General features: G+C 46.7%; 22 protein-coding genes. 20 read left to right on the top strand and 2 right to left on the bottom strand.

Annotated elements, in window-relative coordinates; translation table 11 throughout:
• Nucleotides 1–56 precede the first annotated feature (56 nt).
• The 20 genes from KJB05_RS24305 to yegS all read left to right on the top strand — a co-directional run bounded on the left by KJB05_RS24305 (nt 57) and on the right by yegS (nt 19701).
• On the top strand, nt 57–1574 hold the full coding sequence (locus KJB05_RS24305) for an arylsulfatase (protein WP_045414723.1): 1518 nt from the start codon (nt 57–59) through the stop codon (nt 1572–1574).
• Between the two features lie 95 nt (nt 1575–1669).
• The gene (locus KJB05_RS24300) at nt 1670–2986 is read left to right on the top strand and encodes an anaerobic sulfatase maturase (protein WP_208446111.1); all 1317 of its coding nucleotides are present in this window, start codon (nt 1670–1672) and stop codon (nt 2984–2986) included.
• 65 nt (nt 2987–3051) lie between these two features.
• A complete protein-coding gene (locus tag KJB05_RS24295) occupies nt 3052–4035 on the top strand; it encodes a MoxR family ATPase (protein ID WP_038896273.1) in 984 nt (327 codons plus the stop codon).
• Between the two features lie 12 nt (nt 4036–4047).
• Nucleotides 4048–5010 carry a DUF58 domain-containing protein gene (locus KJB05_RS24290; RefSeq protein ID WP_038896274.1) on the top strand — a complete coding sequence of 321 codons (963 nt, stop codon included), beginning with the start codon at nt 4048–4050 and terminating at the stop codon, nt 5008–5010.
• On the top strand, nt 5011–5562 hold the full coding sequence (locus KJB05_RS24285; RefSeq protein ID WP_208446112.1) for a DUF4381 domain-containing protein: 552 nt from the start codon (nt 5011–5013) through the stop codon (nt 5560–5562).
• Nucleotides 5555–6643, top strand: a complete 1089-nt coding sequence (locus KJB05_RS24280; protein ID WP_208446113.1) for a VWA domain-containing protein — start codon at nt 5555–5557, stop codon at nt 6641–6643. Before KJB05_RS24285 ends, KJB05_RS24280 begins: the two co-directional genes overlap by 8 nt.
• The gene (locus KJB05_RS24275; protein ID WP_208446114.1) at nt 6636–8387 is read left to right on the top strand and encodes a VWA domain-containing protein; all 1752 of its coding nucleotides are present in this window, start codon (nt 6636–6638) and stop codon (nt 8385–8387) included. Before KJB05_RS24280 ends, KJB05_RS24275 begins: the two co-directional genes overlap by 8 nt.
• Entirely contained in the window at nt 8384–9691 is a 1308-nt protein-coding gene (locus KJB05_RS24270) for a BatD family protein (protein ID WP_208446115.1), read from the top strand. The genes KJB05_RS24275 and KJB05_RS24270 overlap by 4 nt, the downstream gene beginning before the upstream one ends.
• A 607-nt stretch (nt 9692–10298) precedes the next feature.
• Nucleotides 10299–10697 (top strand): ATP synthase subunit I, encoded by a 399-nt coding sequence (locus tag KJB05_RS24265; protein ID WP_208446116.1) that lies wholly within the window; start codon nt 10299–10301, stop codon nt 10695–10697.
• Nucleotides 10698–11465 carry a F0F1 ATP synthase subunit A gene (gene atpB, locus KJB05_RS24260; RefSeq protein WP_005533315.1) on the top strand — a complete coding sequence of 256 codons (768 nt, stop codon included), beginning with the start codon at nt 10698–10700 and terminating at the stop codon, nt 11463–11465.
• 49 nt (nt 11466–11514) lie between these two features.
• Nucleotides 11515–11751 carry a F0F1 ATP synthase subunit C gene (gene atpE / locus KJB05_RS24255; RefSeq protein WP_004727739.1) on the top strand — a complete coding sequence of 79 codons (237 nt, stop codon included), beginning with the start codon at nt 11515–11517 and terminating at the stop codon, nt 11749–11751.
• Between the two features lie 43 nt (nt 11752–11794).
• Complete coding sequence (locus KJB05_RS24250) at nt 11795–12265, top strand: F0F1 ATP synthase subunit B (RefSeq protein ID WP_005431830.1); 471 nt, start codon at nt 11795–11797, stop codon at nt 12263–12265.
• 8 nt (nt 12266–12273) lie between these two features.
• Nucleotides 12274–12816: a F0F1 ATP synthase subunit delta gene (locus tag KJB05_RS24245; protein ID WP_081232655.1), complete on the top strand. Its 543-nt coding sequence runs from the start codon at nt 12274–12276 to the stop codon at nt 12814–12816.
• A 12-nt stretch (nt 12817–12828) separates the two neighbouring features.
• A complete protein-coding gene (gene atpA, locus KJB05_RS24240; protein WP_005437731.1) occupies nt 12829–14367 on the top strand; it encodes a F0F1 ATP synthase subunit alpha in 1539 nt (512 codons plus the stop codon).
• A 21-nt stretch (nt 14368–14388) separates the two neighbouring features.
• Nucleotides 14389–15249, top strand: coding sequence for a F0F1 ATP synthase subunit gamma (gene atpG, locus KJB05_RS24235; RefSeq protein ID WP_005431811.1), 861 nt, complete (start codon nt 14389–14391; stop codon nt 15247–15249).
• Nucleotides 15250–15272: 23 nt separating this feature from the next.
• Entirely contained in the window at nt 15273–16658 is a 1386-nt protein-coding gene (gene atpD, locus KJB05_RS24230; protein ID WP_208446117.1) for a F0F1 ATP synthase subunit beta, read from the top strand.
• A gap of 15 nt (nt 16659–16673) precedes the next feature.
• The gene (locus KJB05_RS24225) at nt 16674–17111 is read left to right on the top strand and encodes a F0F1 ATP synthase subunit epsilon (protein WP_005431788.1); all 438 of its coding nucleotides are present in this window, start codon (nt 16674–16676) and stop codon (nt 17109–17111) included.
• 207 nt (nt 17112–17318) lie between these two features.
• Nucleotides 17319–17744, top strand: coding sequence for a bifunctional diaminohydroxyphosphoribosylaminopyrimidine deaminase/5-amino-6-(5-phosphoribosylamino)uracil reductase RibD (locus KJB05_RS24220; protein ID WP_208446119.1), 426 nt, complete (start codon nt 17319–17321; stop codon nt 17742–17744).
• A gap of 139 nt (nt 17745–17883) precedes the next feature.
• Nucleotides 17884–18786: a LysR family transcriptional regulator gene (locus KJB05_RS24215; protein ID WP_005437729.1), complete on the top strand. Its 903-nt coding sequence runs from the start codon at nt 17884–17886 to the stop codon at nt 18784–18786.
• A 12-nt stretch (nt 18787–18798) separates the two neighbouring features.
• Complete coding sequence (gene yegS, locus KJB05_RS24210; protein ID WP_208446118.1) at nt 18799–19701, top strand: lipid kinase YegS; 903 nt, start codon at nt 18799–18801, stop codon at nt 19699–19701.
• Nucleotides 19702–19766: 65 nt separating this feature from the next.
• Here yegS and KJB05_RS24205 read toward each other — a convergent pair whose 3' ends face one another.
• Both KJB05_RS24205 and KJB05_RS24200 read right to left on the bottom strand, forming a co-directional pair.
• Nucleotides 19767–20102 (bottom strand): NirD/YgiW/YdeI family stress tolerance protein, encoded by a 336-nt coding sequence (locus KJB05_RS24205; RefSeq protein ID WP_005437727.1) that lies wholly within the window; start codon nt 20100–20102, stop codon nt 19767–19769.
• 17 nt (nt 20103–20119) lie between these two features.
• Nucleotides 20120–20767: an AcfA family outer membrane beta-barrel protein gene (locus KJB05_RS24200; RefSeq protein ID WP_005437726.1), complete on the bottom strand. Its 648-nt coding sequence runs from the start codon at nt 20765–20767 to the stop codon at nt 20120–20122.
• Between the last annotated feature and the right edge of the window lie 119 nt (nt 20768–20886).

Below are 20886 nucleotides of genomic sequence, written 5' to 3'. Positions count from 1 at the left end.
TCTTGGTATCTGATTTTCTACCAAGATTAGCAGCAACGGATTTATGGAGCCCTTTTATGGCAAACCACGATAAAAAACGCGGCAAGAAGCTGGTATTAAACGCTTGCACGCTTGCGATTGGAGCGGCATCAGCGACCGCTTATTCGGCAGAACAGCCTAACATTCTTGTTATCTTTGGTGACGATGTCGGTTACTGGAACTTGAGTGCATACAACGGTGGCATGCTGGCTTACAGCACACCAAACATTGATAGCATTGCAAGAGACGGTGCTAAGTTTACGAACTTCTACGCTCAGCAAAGCTCAACCGCAGGTCGCTCTGCGTTCATCACGGGACAAATGCCAAAACGTACCGGCTTGTCTAAGGTAGGTTTGCCAGGAGCGAAAGAAGGGATTTCTGAGAAAGATCCAACTATTGCGACATTGCTACGTGACCTTGGTTACGCAACGGGTCAATTTGGTAAAAACCACCTTGGCGACCGCGATGAACACTTGCCGACCAACCACGGTTTCGACGAGTTCTTTGGCAACCTTTACCACTTAAATGCGGAAGAAGAGCCGGAGAACGTAGACTACCCACAAGATCCTGAATTCAAGAAGAAGTTCGGTCCTCGTGGTGTGATCCACTCTTATGCGGATGGCAAGATTGAAGACACGGGTCCATTGACGCGCAAACGCATGGAAACGGTTGATGACGAGTTCCTAGATGAAGCTGAGAAGTTTATCGAGAAACAAGTCAAAGCCGACAAGCCATTCTTTACGTGGTTTAACACCACGCGCATGCACAACTTCACGCACGTTCCAGACGACTACAAAGGTAAAACAGGCGCAGGTTTCTACGCCGATGGTGTGAAGCAACACGATGATCAAATTGGCCACTTGCTCAATAAGATTAAAGAGCTTGGCGTCGATGACAACACCATCATTGTTTACACCACAGATAATGGTCCAATGATCAACTTGTGGCCAGACGCGGGTATGACGCCATTCCGTAGTGAGAAAAACACTGGCTGGGAAGGTGGCTTCCGCGTTCCTGCAGTAATTAAGTGGCCGGGTCATATCCAAGCGGGCACGACGTTTAACGGCATTGTGTCTCTGGAAGACTTCTTACCAACATTGGTCGCTGCCGCGGGCAACAGCAACGTCAAAGAAGAGCTGTTGAAAGGCAAGAAAGTGGGCGATATGAACTACAACGTTCACTTAGACGGTTACAACCAACTGCCATACCTAACAGGTAAAACGGACAAGTCTGCTCGCAACGAGTTTGTTTACTGGAGTGATGACGGCGATTTACTGGCTCTACGCTACGGTAAATACAAATACCACTTCATGATCCAAGAAAACGAAACAGGTTTGGATATCTGGAAGAAACCATTTACCAAACTCCGTGTACCACAAATCTATGATTTGAGTATCGACCCATTTGAGCGTGGTGATACTGGTATGGGTTACGACCGTTGGATGTACGAACGTTCATTCTTGATGATGCCTGCGGTCGAAAAAGTAAAAGAGGTCATGGAAACCTTCAAAGAGTACCCGCCGCGTATGGCTCCGGGCTCGTTTGTTCCGAAATAACGTTTTGTCCATAGGTCGATAGACCCTAGTTATTGTCCTTAAATACAGCGCCCAACTTGGGCGCTGACTTTCTTCTGCTTTCGAGATCGTTCTTTATGAAAAAACAAACTCACATTCATACCACTCAAATGGCATTAACTCCCCTCAAAACGGCGTTTGCATCTAACAGTGAAAAAGTTGAACGACGTTTTCACGTGATGGCGAAACCGGGCGGGGCGAAATGCAATATCGATTGTCAGTACTGTTTTTATCTGCATAAAGATGAATTACTCAATCAAGGTACTCAGCCAAAAATGGATGATGCAACACTTGAGGCATTCATAAAGAGCTATATCGAAAGCCAAGACGGTGACGAGATTGTGTTTTCTTGGCAGGGTGGTGAGCCAACACTGTTGGGATTGGATTACTTCAAGAAGATCGTCGAACTGCAGAACAAATACGCTAAGCCGGGCGTTCGCATCGAAAACGACCTTCAAACTAATGGTCTTTTATTGAACGAGACTTGGTGTCAGTTTCTGCATGACCATGGTTTTCTGGTTGGTCTATCGATAGATGGCCCTGAATTTATCCACGATAAATACCGCAAAACCCGAAGTGGTAAACCGACCTTTCAACGCGTCATGCAAGCCGTTGATCTGATGAAGCGTCATAATGTGTCATTCAATGCGTTGGTGACAGTAAACCGCTTTAACGCCAAATATCCGCTCGAAGTGTATCGCTTTCTTACTCAAGAACTCGGCGTCACTTATATCCAATTCACACCTTGTGTTGAACCTCGCTCTTTCACTCAAACCGCTCCCCATTTTTGGAAAGAAAACATGTCGCCAAAACTTGGCAGCGAATTAGCAAAGCCGGGGCATTTGATGTCGGTCGTTACGGATTGGTCGGTCGATGCAGAAGAGTGGGGCGAGTTTCTTATTGCTGTATTTGAAGAGTGGGTGAACAACGATCTTGGTAGAGTCTTGGTCAACCTGTTCGAAACCGCCGTCGCGCAAGTGATGGGGATGCCTTCGCAGTTGTGTGTTAGTGCAGAGTTCTGCGGCAAAGGACTAGCGATTGAACACAATGGAGACGTGTTTAGCTGTGATCACTACGTTTATCCGGAATACCAGCTGGCTAACATTCATGACCGATCTCTGAATGAAATTGCAATCTCGACTCGTCAATACAGCTTTGGCATGGCGAAAAAGTCTTCTTTGCCGCAATACTGCCTTGATTGCCCATATTTGAAGTATTGCTGGGGAGAATGCCCAAAAAATCGGCTACTTACCGCGCCGAATGGTGAGGCTGGTCTAAACTACTTGTGTCCGGGAATAAAAATGTTCTTTGACCATTCGCTGCCAATTCTGGTTGGCATATCAAGGTTAATAAAGTCTTACAACTCAGGTGAATATAGCGAATATAACCTTTAGTTATTACTTTCAGTCTTATACTCAACTTTTAACGCTCAGGCTCCCGTAAACTCAATAGGTAGACTATGAACCACGCACAACAAGCCATTAATGAATTAATCGAACAAACTGAAAAAAGCGTCATTGGACAAAGCCATGTGGTTCAGGCTTTAGTGATAGGGTTACTGACCAATGGTCACGTACTTTTAGAGGGCTTACCGGGAACGGCAAAAACGCGCTCGGTAAAGTCACTTGCAAACCTACTTAACACCAGCTTTGGTCGTATTCAGTTTACTCCCGACTTATTACCTTCAGACGTAACAGGTACCGAAGTGTACCAAGAGTTGGATGGTAAGCCTCAGTTGCACTTCCAACCGGGACCAATCTTCAACAGCATTGTGTTGGCGGATGAAGTGAACCGTGCGCCAGCAAAAGTACAAGCTGCACTGCTAGAAGCGATGGCAGAAGGTACGATTACGGTGGGTGATAAGACCCACGTTTTGCCTGAGTTGTTCATGGTACTTGCAACACAAAACCCAGTTGAACAAGAGGGTACTTACCCATTGCCAGAAGCGCAGATGGACCGCTTTATTATGAAAGTGACTGTCGACTACCCAGAAGATGAAGCAGAGCGTGACATTATTCGCTTGGTGCGCAGCGAAGAGTTGGGTTCAGAAACCAGTAGCGAATTAGTGACGCCACAACACATTGAACCAGAGCTCGTTATTGAAGCGCGACGCCAATTACCAAACATTACTGTTTCCGATTTAGTCGAGAACTACATTGTGGCGCTAGTCATGGCGACACGTAAACCGGAGCGTTACGCCGATTCTCAGCTACAAAAATGGATTGAAATTGGCTCAAGCCCTCGTGCCTCTATTGCCTTAGACAAATGTGCGCGCGCTTATGCGTGGCTACAAGGGCGTGACCATGTAACGCCTGATGATGTGCGTGCAATGGTGCCTTCGGTGCTGGGACATCGCTTCTCACTTTCTTACGATGCGCTTGCCGATGGTGTTGATCATCAACGTGTAGTGCAAGAGTTGCTTGATTGTGTAGAAATCGGATAAGCGGGAGGGACTATGGCAAAGCCAACGCTTGCTCCTCAATCCCAAGGGCTCGACCCTCGCTTGTATTGCGATTACTCACGCTTGGTGCGTTTACAAGCGCAAGCCGAATCCTTCAGCTTACTGCCTCACTTAAAAGCGGGCAGTGTGCTTTCTGGTCGTCATAACTCATTGTTCCGCGGACGTGGTTTGAACTTTGAAGAACTGCGTCACTACCAACTAGGGGACGACATCCGAAACCTCGACTGGAAAGTCACCATGCGCACAGGCAAGCCTCATGTGCGCAGTTACACCGAAGAAAAAGATCGTAATGTGATTGTTTGTGTAGATCAGCGCAGTGCGATGTTTTTCGCCTCTACCGAGGTCATGAAATCTGTGGTTGCTGCTGAAGTGGCGGCTATGTGTGGTTGGCGAGTATTGAAAGACGGTGACCGAGTCGGGTTTGTTATCGCCTCTGACTCTGCTTTATATCACAGCAAAGCTCAGCGTTCCCAAAACGATTTGCTCGCTCAACTGAAACGACTCTCTCAAGCCAACCAGCGCTTAAATGTGGACTCGTTAGATTCAGACAAAGTGACGTTTAGTAAATGGATTGAGCTCATTAAACGGATGAAGCTAAAACAATCCACGCTGATTTTCATCAGTGATTGGCGCGATTGCGAAGAGCACCATCTTGATCATCTTAAGCAGCTTCAACAGCACAACGATGTTCTCGCGGTGATGGTAAGCGATCCTTTAGAGCAGTCGCTTCCTCAAGATTTGGCGAAAGTGAAATGGGTTATTGGTGATGGTCGTTACCAGCTAAACCTAGACAGTAAAGCCAAAGTCGATGCAGCCAGCGCCAGCTTGGTTGAGAAAGCTCAGTTACAACGTCAATCATTGGCACAACTCATGGCGATCAAAAAGCTGCCTCATATCGAAATCGATACAACCGGTGACCACATTACTCAATTCCAAAAACTCGTTGGAGGTCGATAAATGACAGACTTACACACGCCTCCAAGCACGTATATTCTGCGTGAGCTGCATGATGTCGCGGTGCCAGAAAGCGTAAGCTGGGTGCCGCAAACCATTGGTTGGAAGATCCTTGCAATTGTCGGTGCGATTGTACTCATGCATGTCGGCTACCGACTGGCACACCACTGGTGGGATAACCGTTACCGTAAAGAAGCTATTGAAGCGATTTCTCGTTTGACTCCAGATGACGCCAGCATGCCGAAAGCGCTGTTCTCGATTCTGAAAATCGTCTTGATTCATCTTGATAGCTCTCATGCTCGCTTGTTTGACACTGCGTTCCTGCGCAAGTTAGATGAGCTTAACCCTAAGCATAAAATGTTTGATGACGAAGTCTCGAAGCGATGGCTGCAAAGTATCGTTGACCCAAGTATTGAACTGGAAAAAACAGAGCGTTTACAACTTCTTGAACGCGCAACTGAGTGGGTGAAAGAGCACGATGAGAACGCTCACAACATTGAAAAGCGCACGCTTGCCTACAAAGCGCGTGCATTAAAAGGAGGTCGCCATGGGTGATCTTCTTGCCTCATGGCTTGGCATGAGCAGCATTGAATTTGAGCATCCGCTTTGGTTCATCATCTTACCGCTGCCTTTGGTGGTGTATTTCCTCGTTCCAGCTTACCGCACCAAACAAATGGCCATCAAAGTGCCGTTCTTTAGTCAGCTTGTGGACGCCATTGGTGAAACGCCGTCAGAAGGCGCAAGCCAACTCACTCCTAGTTGGTGGCAGCGCGCAACGCTCATCATCTCTTGGCTTTTGGTCGTGACCGCAATGGCAAAGCCGACAGTGCTTGGTGAGCCACAGGTGCGTGAAAGCTTGGGGCGTGATGTTATGGTCGTTGTAGATTTGTCTGGCTCAATGGCAGAGCAAGACTTCACATCCAAAACCGGTGAGAAGATCTCTCGTCTCGATGCAGCCAAAGAAGTTTTGAGTGACTTTGCCAAAACGCGCAAAGGCGACCGCTTAGGTTTGATCTTGTTCGGCGATGCGGCATTTGTGCAAACGCCATTCACGCCCGATCAAAAAGTATGGCTAGAGTTGCTTAACCAAACGGATGTGGCGATGGCTGGGCAAAGCACTCACTTAGGTGATGCAATTGGTTTGGCGATTAAGGTGTTTGAGCAAAGCGAAAAGTCGCGTACCGACGTAGAAGAGAGCAAAGAAAAAGTCGCCATTGTTCTAACGGATGGTAATGATACCGGAAGCTTCGTTGAGCCGATTGATGCGGCGAAAGTCGCGAAAGCCAAAGATGTACGTATCCACGTGATTGCAATGGGTGATCCACAAACCGTGGGTGAAACTGCACTAGATATGAATACGATCAAACGTATTGCCAAAGAATCCGGTGGTGAGGCGTTTGAAGCGCTCAACCGTGACGAACTTGCTAAAGCCTATGATGAGATTGGTAAGTTAGAGCCACAGCTTTATGAGAGTACCACTTACCGTCCTAAGCAAAGTTTGCATCATTACTTAATGGTTTTGGTGGTTGCGATGTACCTAACCGCGTTCTCGTTGGCGACATTCAAGCGTCGCCGCCTATCAGTGAACAGTGAAGGTTCTACAGAAGCAAAAGTAGAAGGAGGGCGCCATGTTTAATTCTCCTTTCTCTAGTATGGGGCTAGAACAGTTTGTCACACAGTTCCATTTCATTCGTCCAATGTGGCTATTGGCGTTCATCCCGATGTTTCTTTTGCTTTGGTTGAGGTGGCGAGAAGAATCCAAACCAAGCTGGAAAGACATTCTTCCAGAACACTTACGCAAAGCCCTGACGATTGGCGACTATGGTTGGCGAAAGCAACTGCCGCTCAAGCTGCTTATGGTGATAGTAGCGATTGCCATCATCATCTGTGCTGGGCCTTCTTGGGAGCGCCAAGCTTCACCGTTTGGCGAAGACAAAGCCTCCATGCTGGTGGTGTTAGATAACAACGATTCGATGTTGCAAAAAGATCTTCCGCCAAGCCGTTTGGAACGCTCAAAGCAAAAGATCCGTGACCTATTGGCAGCACGAAAAGGTGGTAGCACTGGGTTGGTTGTGTATGCGGGTTCTGCTCATGTCGCAATGCCTGTGACGCAAGACAGCAAAGTATTCGAACCGTTTCTAGCGGCGATAACACCAGAAATCATGCCAGTTGAAGGTAAACTTGCTGAAACGGCGTTGCCTTTGATTGACCAACAATTACAAGGCCAACCGGGTTCTACGGTTCTGTTGGTTACGGATGGCGTCAATCCGGCAACCATTACCGCTTACAAAAACTACTTTGCAGACAAGCCTTATCAATTGCTTATCTTGGCTGCGGGTAACTCGGACATTGTTTCTAACAACCCGGTCGATTTGGACTCGTTAAATAATCTTGCCAGCGCGACAGGTGGACGCCTTGTTGAAGTGACGATAGACAACAGCGACATAGACAAGCTGAACCGTTTTGTTGAGCGAAACATGCAACTCAATGGCGAATCATCAATGCCTTGGAAAGACATGGGCTATCAACTGTTGTTCCCAATTGCTCTCATTATGATGCTTTGGTTCCGTAAAGGCTGGCTAGTGCAATGGTGTGTGGTGGCTATGGTATCAACGTCTTTGTTTATGACGCCAAAAGCAATGGCGGAAACCGTCTCGCTCAAAGCGGATAAGCCTGAAGTGGTGCAAGAGGTAACCGTCTGGGATAAAGCATCTCAATGGTGGTGGGATTTATGGCTCACGCCAAATCAACAAGGGCAACGTTTGTTCAACAAAAACGAATACCTTGAGGCAGCAAAGCACTTTACGGATCCGTTGCGTAAAGGGACAGCTTATTACTACGCAGGCGAATACAAACTGGCTCATACCGCTTTCTTGGAGATGCAAAACGATCCATCAGATGCGGTAAAAGACTATGGCTTGTACAACGCTGCGAGTGCGTTGGCACGTCAACGTGAGTATTTGGCCGCACGTAATTTGTTGCAAACACTGGCAGACAAAGACACCTTGAGTGAGCAATTGCGACCAGACGTCGAGCACAACCTAAAAGTCATTGGTGGCATTGTCGAAGAGATAAACCGCACCAGTGAAAGCCAAGCGGGGACAACAGACGGACCCGAAGAGTCGTTTGAACTGGGTGACAACCCGCAAACGGCAGATGGGGCAGACGAAAAAACCGCTGCTGAATTAATGCTGAAAGAGAAACTCAATGCGAACGAAATCCTTGGCAGCCAAGAACTGGCGGATAAGTGGTTAAAACGCGTGGAGGCCGATCCCAAGTACTTTTTGCGCGCTAAATTCCAAATTCAACTGCGTGAGCCCGTGAAAACGGAACCGCAGCCACAACCGCAACGACAACAAGAAGAGGAGCAAGCACAATGATGAATGCATTCAAACTTGGCGTTGACTCCATGGTTGGGCGTCTAAGCACCATCTTGATGATGTTTACTTTGCTTTTTACTGGTTTGGCGAACGCACAAGATATTCAAGACTTGCAGCGCAGCAATGACGTAGAGTTATTAGCGTGGGTTGGCAAGCAGGGAGCAGGGGCCGATACGAAGGAAGCCCATAAGTTCAGTGTGAATGAGCAGGTGATCTTGTACATCGAAGTTGCAACGCCTCGTTGGTTCACTGGTGGTACACGCATTGGCAGCGTAGAAATCCCCAACGTGATTGCAAAGCAGCGCAACCAATTAGCAACCAACTATACCGAGCGTAAAGGGGGGCAAACGTGGTCTCGTCAGCGTTGGGAAATAACTTTGTATCCACAAGCCTCAGGGCAGTTTGTGATTCCACCTGTCGCCGTGGGTGTGCAAGTCTCTGCGCCTGATGGTTCAAAAGTGGCTGGTACGCTTTATACGCAGCCAATTAAGTTCGAAGCGTCTATGCCTTCTGGGTTACTCAGTGATGACTCTGCGTGGTTTACCTCGACTAAGGTGAGTGTGGATCAGAAATGGACAACGTCTAACGATGAGCTGAAAGTCGGTGATGCAATCACTCGCACCATAACGATCAACGCACAAGACAGTTTGTCAGTCTTGCTTCCAGACTTGTTATCCAATGATTCTACTGCCAGTTATCAAGCATATCCTCAACCAAACCGCTTAGACGATAAGCAAACACGTGGCGATTACCAATCGAGTCGAATAGAAGAAAGTGTGTATGTGATCCAACAGGGCGGTGAGTTCACCTTGCCGGAACACAAGTTCCAATGGTGGAACAGCAAGAGTAAAGAGTTGGAAACGGTGGTGATTGAGGGCAAGACCTTCAAAGCCAAGCATACATTCAAATCGTTTGTTAGAGCTTATTCGGGCTGGTTGATTGGCAGCGCAGTGACGCTATTTGTTCTCGTTATCGCCGCCTTGAGCATTCACCGTTATTATCGTTCTCGTCCTACGCCGCCTTGGTTGGCATTCAGACGAATGGTGAAAGCGAATCGATGGGGCGCTGCTCGAGCAAGCTTGTATAAGCAGCTGAGAAGCAACACAGGTGGTCTTGAAATGAGTAAGGCCAGTAACACTGACGTTTGGCAGAAGCGTTCACAGCGCCTACAAGAGGGGCAGGAGGACGCAAGCTTGATGAATGCGCTTTGGAAAGGGATACAAGCGCTGAAGCCAAAACGCCTTAAGTGGGCGATACCAAAGGCCTTGCCGCAACTCGATAAGCAGGCAAGTAATAAGAAGTAAAAACGAAAAAGGACGCTGATTCAGCGTCCTTTTTTTTGTTCTTTTCAATCGCAATAAGTAAATGGGATGTCTATTTTAACGTGCTACAACTGACGTAAAGAAATAATATATTTCAAATATATTTAATTCTTATCTTTTAAACTTCTATTTAAAAGGTATTTCATTGCGATATTAAACAGGTTTATTAATCGGCTATATATTTACAACTGTTATATTTGAAAATATATAACCTAAAATCACTTTAATTCCTTTCTTATGGAGTGTCACTTCCATGTGACAAGCTTTTCGTCTTAACCCTGATAAAGACGGCTTAATCAATGTATATTTCATTTTTGGTTTGTTCAAATAAAATAACACTTCAAAAATGGAATGATAATTTGCAAGTTTTTCGATTTAGATTATTAAAATTATCGGTGTATATTTCTGGGGAAACGGAAATACGGAGTGATTCCGTTTTGATTTTTAAATATGTGAATAATAATTATCAGATTAAATTTAATTCTGTGTATTAAATTTATCTTAATATAATTCGTCGTCACTAGGCAGCTTTATTTTGTGAAGTTTAATTATCAGAAGTTTAATTCGAAATTATTTTAAAGGGTGATTTATGGAAGCTAATATTCACGACGATCCAATATTGGTGGCAGGCAAGAGGATTCTGATTGCTCAAGCAACTTTGGGTCTGGTATTCATCGCGTATGAGTACATGCGAAGCGGCTCTCTCAGTGCTGAGTCAGCGATTACTGGGGGGCTTATCGCGATTCTTCCATCTCTGTTCGGCATGGTATTCGCGTCCATTAAATCTAGGGTGAAACCAGAAGAGAGTTTGCGTGACCTCATGCATCTGAGTCGAAATATCAAAGTCATTTACACCATTGTGATGTTTGTTTTGACGTTTCGATTTATGGCTCTTCGCAACATCGTGGTCCTGATAGGCTTTTGTGTGACGATGTTTGGTCACTTCTTAACGCCGCTGTTCAGAGACCGCTTCGAAAGGAAGGCATAAATGGAGACTGTCCAGTCCGCTCATGAATATATTGAGCACCACCTGACCTTTCTCACCGCCGGCGACGGTTGGTTTGGAATTAACCTTGATTCCATGATCATGGTCTGGCTGACGGGGCTCGTTTTCATCCTTTCATTCCGTTATGCGGTGACGAAAGGAACGAAAGGAGTACCAGGACGATTCCAGTGTTTGATCGAGATAATATTTGAGTTCGTCGATGATATCGTAAAAGAAATATTTCAAGCCAAGGACAAGTTAATTGGTCCTTTAGCACTGACAATATTTGTTTGGGTGTTATTAATGAATGCCGTGGATTTGTTACCGATTGATTTAATTCCTGCACTTACTCGTGCTGTAGGCGTTGAACACTTCCGTGACTTACCATCTGCCGACGTCAATATTACGATGTCGATGGCATTAGGCGTATTTATTTTGGTGTTGGGTTATACGTTTAAAAACAAAGGCGTGAAAGGTTTTATTAAAGAGTTAACTACTCAACCATTTTCACATCCATTGTTATATCCAGTGAACTTAGTTCTTGAATTGGTAACGTTAATTTCTAAACCAATATCTTTAGGTCTTCGATTGTTTGGCAATATGTATGCAGGTGAAATGATCTTCATTCTAATTGCATTAATGCCGTGGTGGATGCAATGGGCACTAAGTGTTCCTTGGGCACTGTTCCACATTCTTATTGTTGTTCTTCAAGCATTTATTTTTATGGTACTGACCGTGGTTTATCTCGGCATGGCTGTTGAAGAGCATTAATTTCAAAAATCTTGTTTCTTAATTAAAAAATTCAATTCTAGGAGTTGTTATGGATATCGTTAGCGCAGTTCTTTACGTGGCGGGTGCACTACTGATCGGTCTTGGTGCAGCGGGTGCCGCAGCAGGTATCGGTAACCTTGCAGGTAAATACCTTGAAGGTGTGGCTCGTCAACCTGATTTGACCCCAATGCTTCGTACTCAATTCTTCATCATGATGGGTCTTGTGGACGCGGTGCCAATGATCGGTGTAGGTATCGGCTTGTACATCATCTTCGCTGTAGCGTAATTCGAATTAATAATTTTCATAACGTTATAGAAGAGAGGGTGCTATGAACTTAAATGCCTCAATGTTTGGTCAGGCGATCTCCTTCGTGATTTTCGTTTGGCTGTGCATGAAATATGTCTGGCCACCACTTGTAAAACTGCTTGATGAGCGTCGTGCTGAAATTGCCCAAGGTCTTGAGCAAACAGAAAAAGCAGCACAAGAGTTAGAACTTGCAAAAGCGAATGGTGAAGCGCTGCTGACAGAAGCTCGCTCTAAAGCTCAAGCCATCATCAACCAGGGTAAGCAACGACAAGAACAGATGGTTGCGGAAGCGGTTGATCTGGCAAATCAAGAGAAAGCGCGCATTGTCGCAGAAGGCAAAGCAGAAGTGGAAAGCGAACGCAGCAAAGTTCGCCAAGAGCTGAAAGATGAAATGGCGGATCTGGTGATTGAAAGTGCCAGCAAGCTGATTAATCGCAATCTGGATAGCTCGGCTAACCGCGACTTGGTGAACCGCTTCATCAACGAAATGTAGGAGGGCACATGTCCGAATTGACAGTGGTAGCTCAACCCTACGCAAAAGCGGCGTTTGATTACGCACGCGACGCAGAATGCTTGGACGATTGGCAACAAATGTTTGCGATTACCCAAGTGGTCTTGGAACAACCTAACACGCTTCTGGTCTTGAATGACCTTGATGAAGACGGTTCTGAACAACCATTGTTGGATCTGATTCTTCATGCTGGTGGTGAATGGTTGAATCAAAACTTCGAGAATTTTCTTCGCATTATGGAAGAGAACAAGCGCCTAAAAGCGCTCAGTGAAGTAAATGTTCAGTTCCAAGAGATGAAAGCGGATTACGAACGAACCATGACAGTAACAGTGCGTGTTTCAGAACCTCTGGATGAGGAACAGATGGTAAGGCTTAAACAAGCGTTAACCGAAAAGTACGGTAAAGCCATCACACTAGAAACACAACTGGATCCATCCCTTGTAGGTGGTGTGGTGATCACAGCAGGGCAGACCGTGTATGACGGCAGTGTCCTCACCAACCTAAGCCGATTGGCGACCAACCTACATGTGTAACGGGGTATAGAAATGCAATTAAATTCAAATGAAATCAGTGAATTAATCAGAGAGCGAATTGTTAACTTCAACCTCGAAAGTGAAGCGAGAAATGAAGGTACTATCGTCTCTGTGAGTGACGGCATCATCACAATTCACGGTCTTGCAGATGTTATGCAAGGCGAGATGCTAGAACTTCCAGATAACCGCTTTGCGTTGGCACTGAACTTAGAGCGTCATTCCGTCGGCGCCGTTGTGATGGGCCCATATGCGGACTTGTCAGAAGGGATGAAAGTAAAAGGCACTGGTCGTATTCTTGAAGTGCCAGTCGGTAACGGTTTGCTAGGTCGTGTAGTGAACACGCTAGGTCAACCAATCGATGGTAAAGGTGCAGTGTCATTCGACCGTATGGACCCGGTTGAGGTGATTGCCCCTGGTGTTATCGACCGTAAGTCTGTCGACCAGCCAATCCAAACCGGTTACAAAGCGGTAGACTCCATGGTGCCAATCGGTCGTGGTCAACGTGAGTTGATCATCGGTGACCGTCAGACAGGTAAAACCGCGATGGCGATTGATGCCATCATCAACCAAAAAGAACTGGGCGTTAAATGTATTTACGTTGCAATTGGTCAAAAAGCATCGACCATTGCCAACGTGGTTCGCAAGCTAGAAGAACACGGCGCACTAGAAAACACCATTGTGGTGGTAGCGTCAGCATCAGAAGCAGCAGCGTTGCAATACCTAGCGCCATACGCAGGTTGTACCATGGGCGAATACTTCCGTGACCGTGGTGAAGATGCGCTGATTGTCTACGATGACCTATCAAAACAGGCGGTGGCTTACCGTCAAATCTCACTACTGCTAAAACGTCCACCAGGTCGTGAAGCCTTCCCGGGTGATGTTTTCTATCTCCACTCACGTCTTCTAGAGCGTGCAGCACGTGTTAACGAAGAATACGTTGAGCGATTCACTAACGGTGAAGTAAAAGGCAAAACAGGTTCTCTAACCGCACTGCCAATCATCGAAACCCAAGCGGGTGACGTATCGGCGTTCGTACCAACCAACGTAATCTCGATTACCGATGGTCAAATCTTCCTACAAACTCAGCTATTCAACTCAGGCTTACGTCCAGCGGTTGACCCAGGTATCTCGGTATCTCGTGTAGGTGGTGCAGCGCAAACCAAAGTGATCAAGAAACTGTCGGGTGGTATTCGTACCGCGTTGGCGCAATACCGTGAATTGGCCGCATTTGCTCAGTTCTCTTCTGACCTAGATGAAGCGACACGTCGTCAGCTTGACCACGGTGAGAAAGTAACGGAACTCATGAAGCAGAAACAGTACGCACCAATGACGGTTGCTGAGCAAGCACTGGCGATCTTTGCAGCAGAGAAGGGCTACCTCACTGATGTGGCACTAAACCAAATCTCTCGTTTTGAAGAAGAGTTGATGGCATTTGGTCGAACAAACGCGCAGCCGCTACTGGACAAGATCAACCAATCCGGTGATTACAACGACGAGATCGAGAGTGAGCTACACAGCTTGCTGAAAGAGTTCACTGCGCTGCAATCGTAGGACCACTAACTGGAGTCCGTTATGGCAAATACCAAAGAGATTCGCACCAAAATTGCTAGCGTGAGTAGCACGCAAAAGATTACGAGTGCGATGCAAATGGTCGCCGCCAGCAAGATGCGCAAAGTGCAGGAGAACATGCAGGCGTCCCGTCCTTACGCAGAGAACATGCGTAAGGTTATCGGTCACGTCTCGTCCGGTACGCTGGAGTACAGCCATCCTTTCCTTCAAGAACGTGAAGTGAAGCGAGTGGCTTACATCATCATCTCATCCGATCGAGGTTTGTGTGGTGGCCTGAACAGTAACTTGTTCAAAAAAGTATTGGCAGAAATGCAGGACTGGCAAGAGAAGGGCGTTGAAGTAGATACGACGCTCATTGGTTCGAAAGCAATCAGCTTTTTCCAGTCCCTCGGGAAAGTAATGGCACAGACTTCTGGGCTTGGTGATGCACCAAAACTGGAAGATATGTTGGGTGCGGTTAATGCCATGATGGAGCACTACTCCGAAGGCAAAATCGACCGCTTGTTCCTTGTTTACAACCAGTTTGTAAACACTATGGTGCAAAAACCAACGGTATTGCAAATGCTGCCGTTCCCGAAAGAAGACATTTCACGTGATAAAGAGGCTCGTTGGGATTACCTCTACGAGCAGTCTCCTCAAGACATTCTCAACCACCTGATTCAACGCTATGTGGAATCACTGGTTTATCAGGGTGTGGTTGAGAGTATCGCTTGTGAACAAGCCGCGCGGATGATGGCAATGTCTGCCGCGACGGATAACGCAGCGCAACTGATTGAAGACCTACAGCTGGTTTACAACAAAGCGCGTCAAGCGGCGATTACTCAAGAGTTGAGTGAAATTGTATCCGGCGCACAAGCGGTTTAGAGAGAGAATTTGAGGTTTAAATTATGAGTATTGGCAAAATCGTCAAAGTCATCGGTGCGGTGGTCGACGTCGAGTTCGAACAAGGCAAAGGCCCAAAAGTATACGATGCACTGAAAATCAACGATGGCAGCGATGGCTCACTGATGCTGGAAGTTCAGCAACAGTTGGGCGGCGGTGTGGTTCGCTGTATCGCAATGGGTTCTTCAGATGGCCTGAAACGTGGCTTAAAAGTGGAATCTACGGGAAACCCAATCACGGTACCTGTGGGTGAAGAAACTCTAGGTCGTATCATGAACGTGTTGGGTCATCCAATCGATGAATGCGGTCCAATCGGTGAGCAAGTGTCTTACGAAATTCACCGTGATGCACCAAGCTACGAAGAGCAATCTAACAGCACTGCGCTACTAGAAACGGGCGTTAAAGTTATCGACTTGATTTGTCCGTTCGCGAAGGGCGGTAAGATCGGTCTGTTCGGTGGTGCGGGTGTAGGTAAGACGGTAAACATGATGGAGCTTATCAATAACATTGCTAAAGCTCACTCAGGTTTGTCGGTATTTACCGGTGTAGGTGAACGTACTCGTGAGGGTAACGACTTCTACTACGAAATGAAGGAAGCGGGCGTTCTCGACAAAGTAGCCATGGTTTATGGTCAGATGAACGAGCCACCGGGTAACCGTCTACGTGTTGCGCTAACAGGCTTGACCATCGCAGAACGTTTCCGTGATGAAGGTCGTGATGTACTGTTGTTCGTGGATAACATTTACCGTTACACCTTGGCAGGTACTGAGGTATCGGCATTGCTTGGTCGTATGCCATCTGCGGTAGGTTACCAACCAACACTGGCAGAAGAGATGGGTGTGCTTCAAGAGCGTATCACGTCGACTAAGAATGGTTCTATCACGTCTATCCAAGCGGTTTACGTACCAGCGGATGACTTGACCGACCCATCGCCAGCAACCACGTTTGCGCACTTGGATGCGACCGTTGTTCTGTCTCGTAACATCGCTGCTTTGGGTCTGTACCCAGCGATTGACCCATTGGATTCGACGTCACGTCAGCTTGATCCTCAAGTGGTTGGTCAAGAGCACTACGATGTGGCGCGTAAAGTTCAGCAAACGCTGCAACGTTACAAAGAGCTAAAAGACATCATTGCCATCCTAGGTATGGATGAACTGTCTGAAGAAGATAAGCGCTTGGTATCTCGTGCTCGTAAAGTTGAACGTTTCCTAACTCAGCCTTACCACGTAGCTGAAGTGTTTACGGGTCAACCGGGTGTATTCGTTCCACTGAAAGACACCATTGCAGGCTTTAAAGCGCTGCTTGATGGTCAGTACGATGACATCCCAGAGCAGGCATTTATGTACTGCGGCAACATCGACGAAGTGCTTGAAAAAGCGAAAAAACTGTAAAGCGCGGGAGGCAATATGGCCATAGCGGTTTCACAAAATACGTTTCAGCTGAATGTGGTAAGTGCAGAGGGCACACTTTACTCAGGTCCGGCACACGCGATTGCGGTAGCGGGTGCGGATGGTGAGTTAGGTATTCGTCCAGGTCACTCGCCACTGATCAGTAAAATCAAGCCGGGTGTTGCTCGTATTACTGGTGACTTGTCTAAGCCTGAAGAGATTCTGTATGTCTCTGGTGGTTTGGTCGAAGTCCAACCCGATGTGGTTACTGTGCTAGCGGATACTGCGCTTCACGGTAAAGACATCGACAAAGCAAGGGCGGAAGAAGCTCGCAGAGCGGCGGAAGAAAACATTCGCGCGCATGTGGACGACATCAGCTTTGCACAGGCACACATGGAGTTGAACAAAGCATTGGCGCAACTTCGTGCAGTAGAACTAACGATGAGAATTCGTTAGTCACTTTTTCGGAATGCGGTCTGAAGAGTGGTAATCAACGGGGCAACTTCGGTTCGCCCCGTTTTATTTTTTGTGAAAATCATAAAGGGATTGATTTGTTTGGAGAGGCCAAACGTAAGAGCTTTGCAAACACTTTTATATAGCGAGGAAAGCATGCTGGCGTTAGAATCCATCACCCAAATTTTGAATAACGAGTATCAGATCCAAATGAGCCAACAATTTATGCTTCGTGCGTTGGAAGTGTCACGTAAAGCGCTGCCTGCTTGTCAACCAAACCCACCTGTTGGTTGCGTGCTGGTCAAAGACGGTGAAATCGTATCAGAGGGGCATACACAGGCGATTGGTGGCAATCATGCAGAAGTTGAAGCTCTCAAGGCTTACACCGGCAATTTAAGTGACGTGACCGCGTACGTAACACTAGAGCCGTGTTCGTTTGTTGGACGTACACCTGCTTGCGCAAAAACCTTAGTGACTTGCGGCATCAAAAAAGTGGTGGTTGCTATGTTAGATCCTGACCCACGTAACGCTGGTCGTGGTATCGACATCCTAAAAGAAGGTGGCGTAGAAGTGGAAATTGGTTTGTGTGGCGAAGAGGTGAGTGCCTTTTTAACCCCTTACCTAGGAAAATCCTGAGCGATTTTCAGAATATTCTTCGTCAATGCGAGGTTAAAACTCGCGAAAACATGCATAGACGCTCAAATCCGGTGTTCTGAGTCGTTAACTATCATACTGTTAGCTAAAATAAGACCATGTCCTGTTTTATGTTTGCAAAATGAAGAGCACCGATTTAAACCTTATCCCAATTTTTGTGGCGATTTACGAAGAGCAGAACCTGTCTAAGGCCGCTGCTCGTCTTGATATCAGCCAACCTGCGGTGAGCAAAGCACTGGCTCGTCTGCGTGATATCTACGATGAACCACTTTTCCACAGAAGTACTTCTGGCGTCGAGCCAACCAGCTTTGCGATGGATATCTATCCCGCAATGGTTGCTGCGTTAAAAAACTTCACTTCTACGCTTTCCGCTTCTAGCAGTTTCGATCCTAAAGTTTCTAACCGCATTTTTTCGATCGCCTGTGTATCTGTAGCGAGCTATGAGTTGATGCCACAACTGATGCGTCAGATCCGCGAGCAAGCCCCTAATATCGGGTTAGAAGTGCATCCGCTGTTTACCGAAGATTACGAAAGCGACTTACGTTTACAAAGATACGATTTGATCATCGATTTGCCGCCACGTGGGCGAACGGTATTAAAAATGGACCCAATCTTTTCTGAGCGTTTGATGGTGGTATGCAGCTCTGAGCACCCGCGCATTCAAGATTCCTGTTCAGTTGAGCAATTCTTGGCGGAAGAACACGTTGTTGTGTCTCGTTGGCACGCTCGAAATAGTTTGTTAACGGGTGAAGACATTGAAGATTTGGCGAGTCGCAACATTGTGTATCGCGCGGCGGGTGCAATGGAAATGTTGCCAGTGATCAACGGCAGTGAATACATCGGTATGTTGCCACTGTCGACCATCGAACACTTCTCAAAAACCTATGACATCAAAGCCGTGCCGTTGCCTTTTAATGACAGTGTGCATGACCTTTGTGCGATTTGGCACTCTAGCCGCAGTAATGAAAGCGCGCATCAATGGTTAAGAGCTCAGCTAAAACAAGCGGGTAAAACGATTCGATAACGAGGAGCGAGCATGAAGACAATACGTGCCATTCTAAACGGTAAGAAAGCCGGAACCCCTGAACTTCGTAACGAGATCATGCGAATGCGAGAGCAGGGTGTAGATTTGCAAGTTCGTGTGACTTGGGAGTCTGCAGACATGGGGCGCTTAGTTAAAGAAGCGGTCAATGAAGGCATTAGACGTATTGTTGTCGCGGGTGGTGATGGGACTGTCAACGAAGCAGTTACAGCGCTCAACCAGGTAAACTCAAATGCTAGACCTGAGTTGGCCATTATCCCTATGGGGACGGCGAATGATTTCGCGACGGCAACAAAAATCCCAACTACGATTCGAGAGTCCATTGAGCTCGCGGTCAATGGTGACGCCGTTGCGGTAGATAGCGTTCAAGCCAACGACCGTTATTTTATGAATATTGCAGCGGCAGGTTTTGGCGCAGAGATTACCGCAGAGACGCCCGTAGAGCTGAAGAACTTTTTAGGTGGTGGCGCTTACACATTAACAGGACTAGTAAAAGCGCTGGGGTTTAAACCTTATGATGGCTCGTTGACGATAGAGCAGGGCAGTTATCAGGGAGAAATTCTCGTTGGCGCGTTTTGTAATAGTCGTTTAGCTGGCGGTGGACAAGAGCTCGCGCCAAACGCGCTTATTGATGATGGTTTAATGGACATTACTTTGGTGCATCCATTCTTGCCCCATGAGCTACCTCAAGTGATTGATGAAATTCAAAACCCAACCGAGACTGGGCAGTTTGTTAAGCATACTCAGGCGAGTTGGTTGGAGATTGATTTTCCTAAAACGCTACCATTGAACTTAGACGGCGAGCCTTACCGTTCTAATAAGATTCGATTTGATGTCAAACCACGAAGCATTCGCTTGGTGCTTCCGCCACATTGCCCTTGCTTGAGTGTTCACTAGAAAAACGAAAAGCCACCGATAAAGGTGGCTTTTGCTTAATTGGAACAAGGGATAATCGCTAGTGCTTAAAGCTTCTGAATGGTATCAACTTCAATTTGAGTTTTAGTCCATTCCGAATCCACTTCACCACGGATAGCAACTTGATCTTTTGGTGACACGTCTTGCCCCATCCAGTCTTCGTTGTCGATCTCCACTTGGATTTCACCCGTGTTGTCTTTAAATAGGTAAGTCTCATTGCCTAACGCTTGCACAATGTTACCCGTTAGCAACACATAGCTGTCATCAGCCGCTTTTTGTGCTTCTTTGACGGTATTGATTGCAGCGGTTTCAGGACCGGTAAAGGCAGCCAATGCTGAGCCTGAAAGTAGGGCGAGCATTGACGCAAGAATCAGTTTTTTCATGCTAATGGCTTCCTAATTTAGAAATAGTAAGTAGAACCTACGTTGATTGATGCTGTGTTTGCGTAGCTATCAAGTTGGTACTTCGCATTTGCGCCGATGGTCAATTGAGGGAAGATTTTGTATTCCGCACCAACAGAGAACACGGCACCCAACTCGTTATTCTTTTCTGTGCTGTGGAAAAGTGTTTTGCTCATTTCCACATCGTCATTTGAAACCAGTTCGTGCTCTTCGTACTTACCGGCTTTCGATTCGTATTGTGTGTAGCTCAGGCCCGCTTTTACTTTGGTGGTCCATTTGTCGTTTAATGCGTAGCTAAACACAGGAGCAAGAGTGATTTGTTTTGCTTTGATGGATGAATCCCATTCCATTTCGCGGTGGTAGTCTTTTCCATCAATATTTTGGATGCCTAGGTTCTTTGAACGGCTATCTTCTAGCTCAAATTGGTTGTAACCCAGTTCTACCGCCCAAGAGTCGTTGATAGAGTAGCCAACAAAGCCACCAAAAATACCGTCTTCCAATTCAGGGTTTAGATTCACACCGTCAGCGTCAAAAGATGTTTCAAAATCGTGGTCGGTGGTGCCGAATCCATACTCCAAACCCACATAAGGCGCTGCTGCTACCGAAAATGAGCTTGCTGCTAGAATCGTCAGGACTGTTCTTTTCATTCTGTTTTTACCTCTTCGTTTTGATGGGAGGCATTGTGTGTGAAGAGTCGTGAAGTGATCGTGAAGAAAAGGCTAACGATTGAAAATGAATAAAAAAACTCCCCAAGAAGGGGCAATGT

The sequence above is a fragment of the Vibrio sp. B1ASS3 genome (assembly GCF_905175355.1).
Taxonomy (GTDB): Bacteria; Pseudomonadota; Gammaproteobacteria; order Enterobacterales; family Vibrionaceae; genus Vibrio; species Vibrio owensii.
The sequence above is the reverse complement of the archived record's forward strand: the minus strand, read 5'-3'. Positions and strand labels throughout refer to the sequence as shown.

Excerpts from the sequence above, each read along its gene's own strand:
- KJB05_RS24305 (WP_045414723.1), top strand. The coding sequence starts at position 57 with ATGGCAAACCACGATAAAAAACGCGGCAAGAAGCTGGTATTAAACGCT.
- KJB05_RS24300 (WP_208446111.1), top strand. The coding sequence starts at position 1,670 with ATGAAAAAACAAACTCACATTCATACCACTCAAATGGCATTAACTCCC.
- KJB05_RS24295 (WP_038896273.1), top strand. The coding sequence starts at position 3,052 with ATGAACCACGCACAACAAGCCATTAATGAATTAATCGAACAAACTGAA.
- KJB05_RS24290 (WP_038896274.1), top strand. The coding sequence starts at position 4,048 with ATGGCAAAGCCAACGCTTGCTCCTCAATCCCAAGGGCTCGACCCTCGC.
- KJB05_RS24285 (WP_208446112.1), top strand. The coding sequence starts at position 5,011 with ATGACAGACTTACACACGCCTCCAAGCACGTATATTCTGCGTGAGCTG.
- KJB05_RS24280 (WP_208446113.1), top strand. The coding sequence starts at position 5,555 with ATGGGTGATCTTCTTGCCTCATGGCTTGGCATGAGCAGCATTGAATTT.
- KJB05_RS24275 (WP_208446114.1), top strand. The coding sequence starts at position 6,636 with ATGTTTAATTCTCCTTTCTCTAGTATGGGGCTAGAACAGTTTGTCACA.
- KJB05_RS24270 (WP_208446115.1), top strand. The coding sequence starts at position 8,384 with ATGATGAATGCATTCAAACTTGGCGTTGACTCCATGGTTGGGCGTCTA.
- KJB05_RS24265 (WP_208446116.1), top strand. The coding sequence starts at position 10,299 with ATGGAAGCTAATATTCACGACGATCCAATATTGGTGGCAGGCAAGAGG.
- atpB (WP_005533315.1), top strand. The coding sequence starts at position 10,698 with ATGGAGACTGTCCAGTCCGCTCATGAATATATTGAGCACCACCTGACC.
- atpE (WP_004727739.1), top strand. The coding sequence starts at position 11,515 with ATGGATATCGTTAGCGCAGTTCTTTACGTGGCGGGTGCACTACTGATC.
- KJB05_RS24250 (WP_005431830.1), top strand. The coding sequence starts at position 11,795 with ATGAACTTAAATGCCTCAATGTTTGGTCAGGCGATCTCCTTCGTGATT.
- KJB05_RS24245 (WP_081232655.1), top strand. The coding sequence starts at position 12,274 with ATGTCCGAATTGACAGTGGTAGCTCAACCCTACGCAAAAGCGGCGTTT.
- atpA (WP_005437731.1), top strand. The coding sequence starts at position 12,829 with ATGCAATTAAATTCAAATGAAATCAGTGAATTAATCAGAGAGCGAATT.
- atpG (WP_005431811.1), top strand. The coding sequence starts at position 14,389 with ATGGCAAATACCAAAGAGATTCGCACCAAAATTGCTAGCGTGAGTAGC.
- atpD (WP_208446117.1), top strand. The coding sequence starts at position 15,273 with ATGAGTATTGGCAAAATCGTCAAAGTCATCGGTGCGGTGGTCGACGTC.
- KJB05_RS24225 (WP_005431788.1), top strand. The coding sequence starts at position 16,674 with ATGGCCATAGCGGTTTCACAAAATACGTTTCAGCTGAATGTGGTAAGT.
- KJB05_RS24220 (WP_208446119.1), top strand. The coding sequence starts at position 17,319 with ATGAGCCAACAATTTATGCTTCGTGCGTTGGAAGTGTCACGTAAAGCG.
- KJB05_RS24215 (WP_005437729.1), top strand. The coding sequence starts at position 17,884 with ATGAAGAGCACCGATTTAAACCTTATCCCAATTTTTGTGGCGATTTAC.
- yegS (WP_208446118.1), top strand. The coding sequence starts at position 18,799 with ATGAAGACAATACGTGCCATTCTAAACGGTAAGAAAGCCGGAACCCCT.
- KJB05_RS24205 (WP_005437727.1), bottom strand. The coding sequence starts at position 20,102 with ATGAAAAAACTGATTCTTGCGTCAATGCTCGCCCTACTTTCAGGCTCA.
- KJB05_RS24200 (WP_005437726.1), bottom strand. The coding sequence starts at position 20,767 with ATGAAAAGAACAGTCCTGACGATTCTAGCAGCAAGCTCATTTTCGGTA.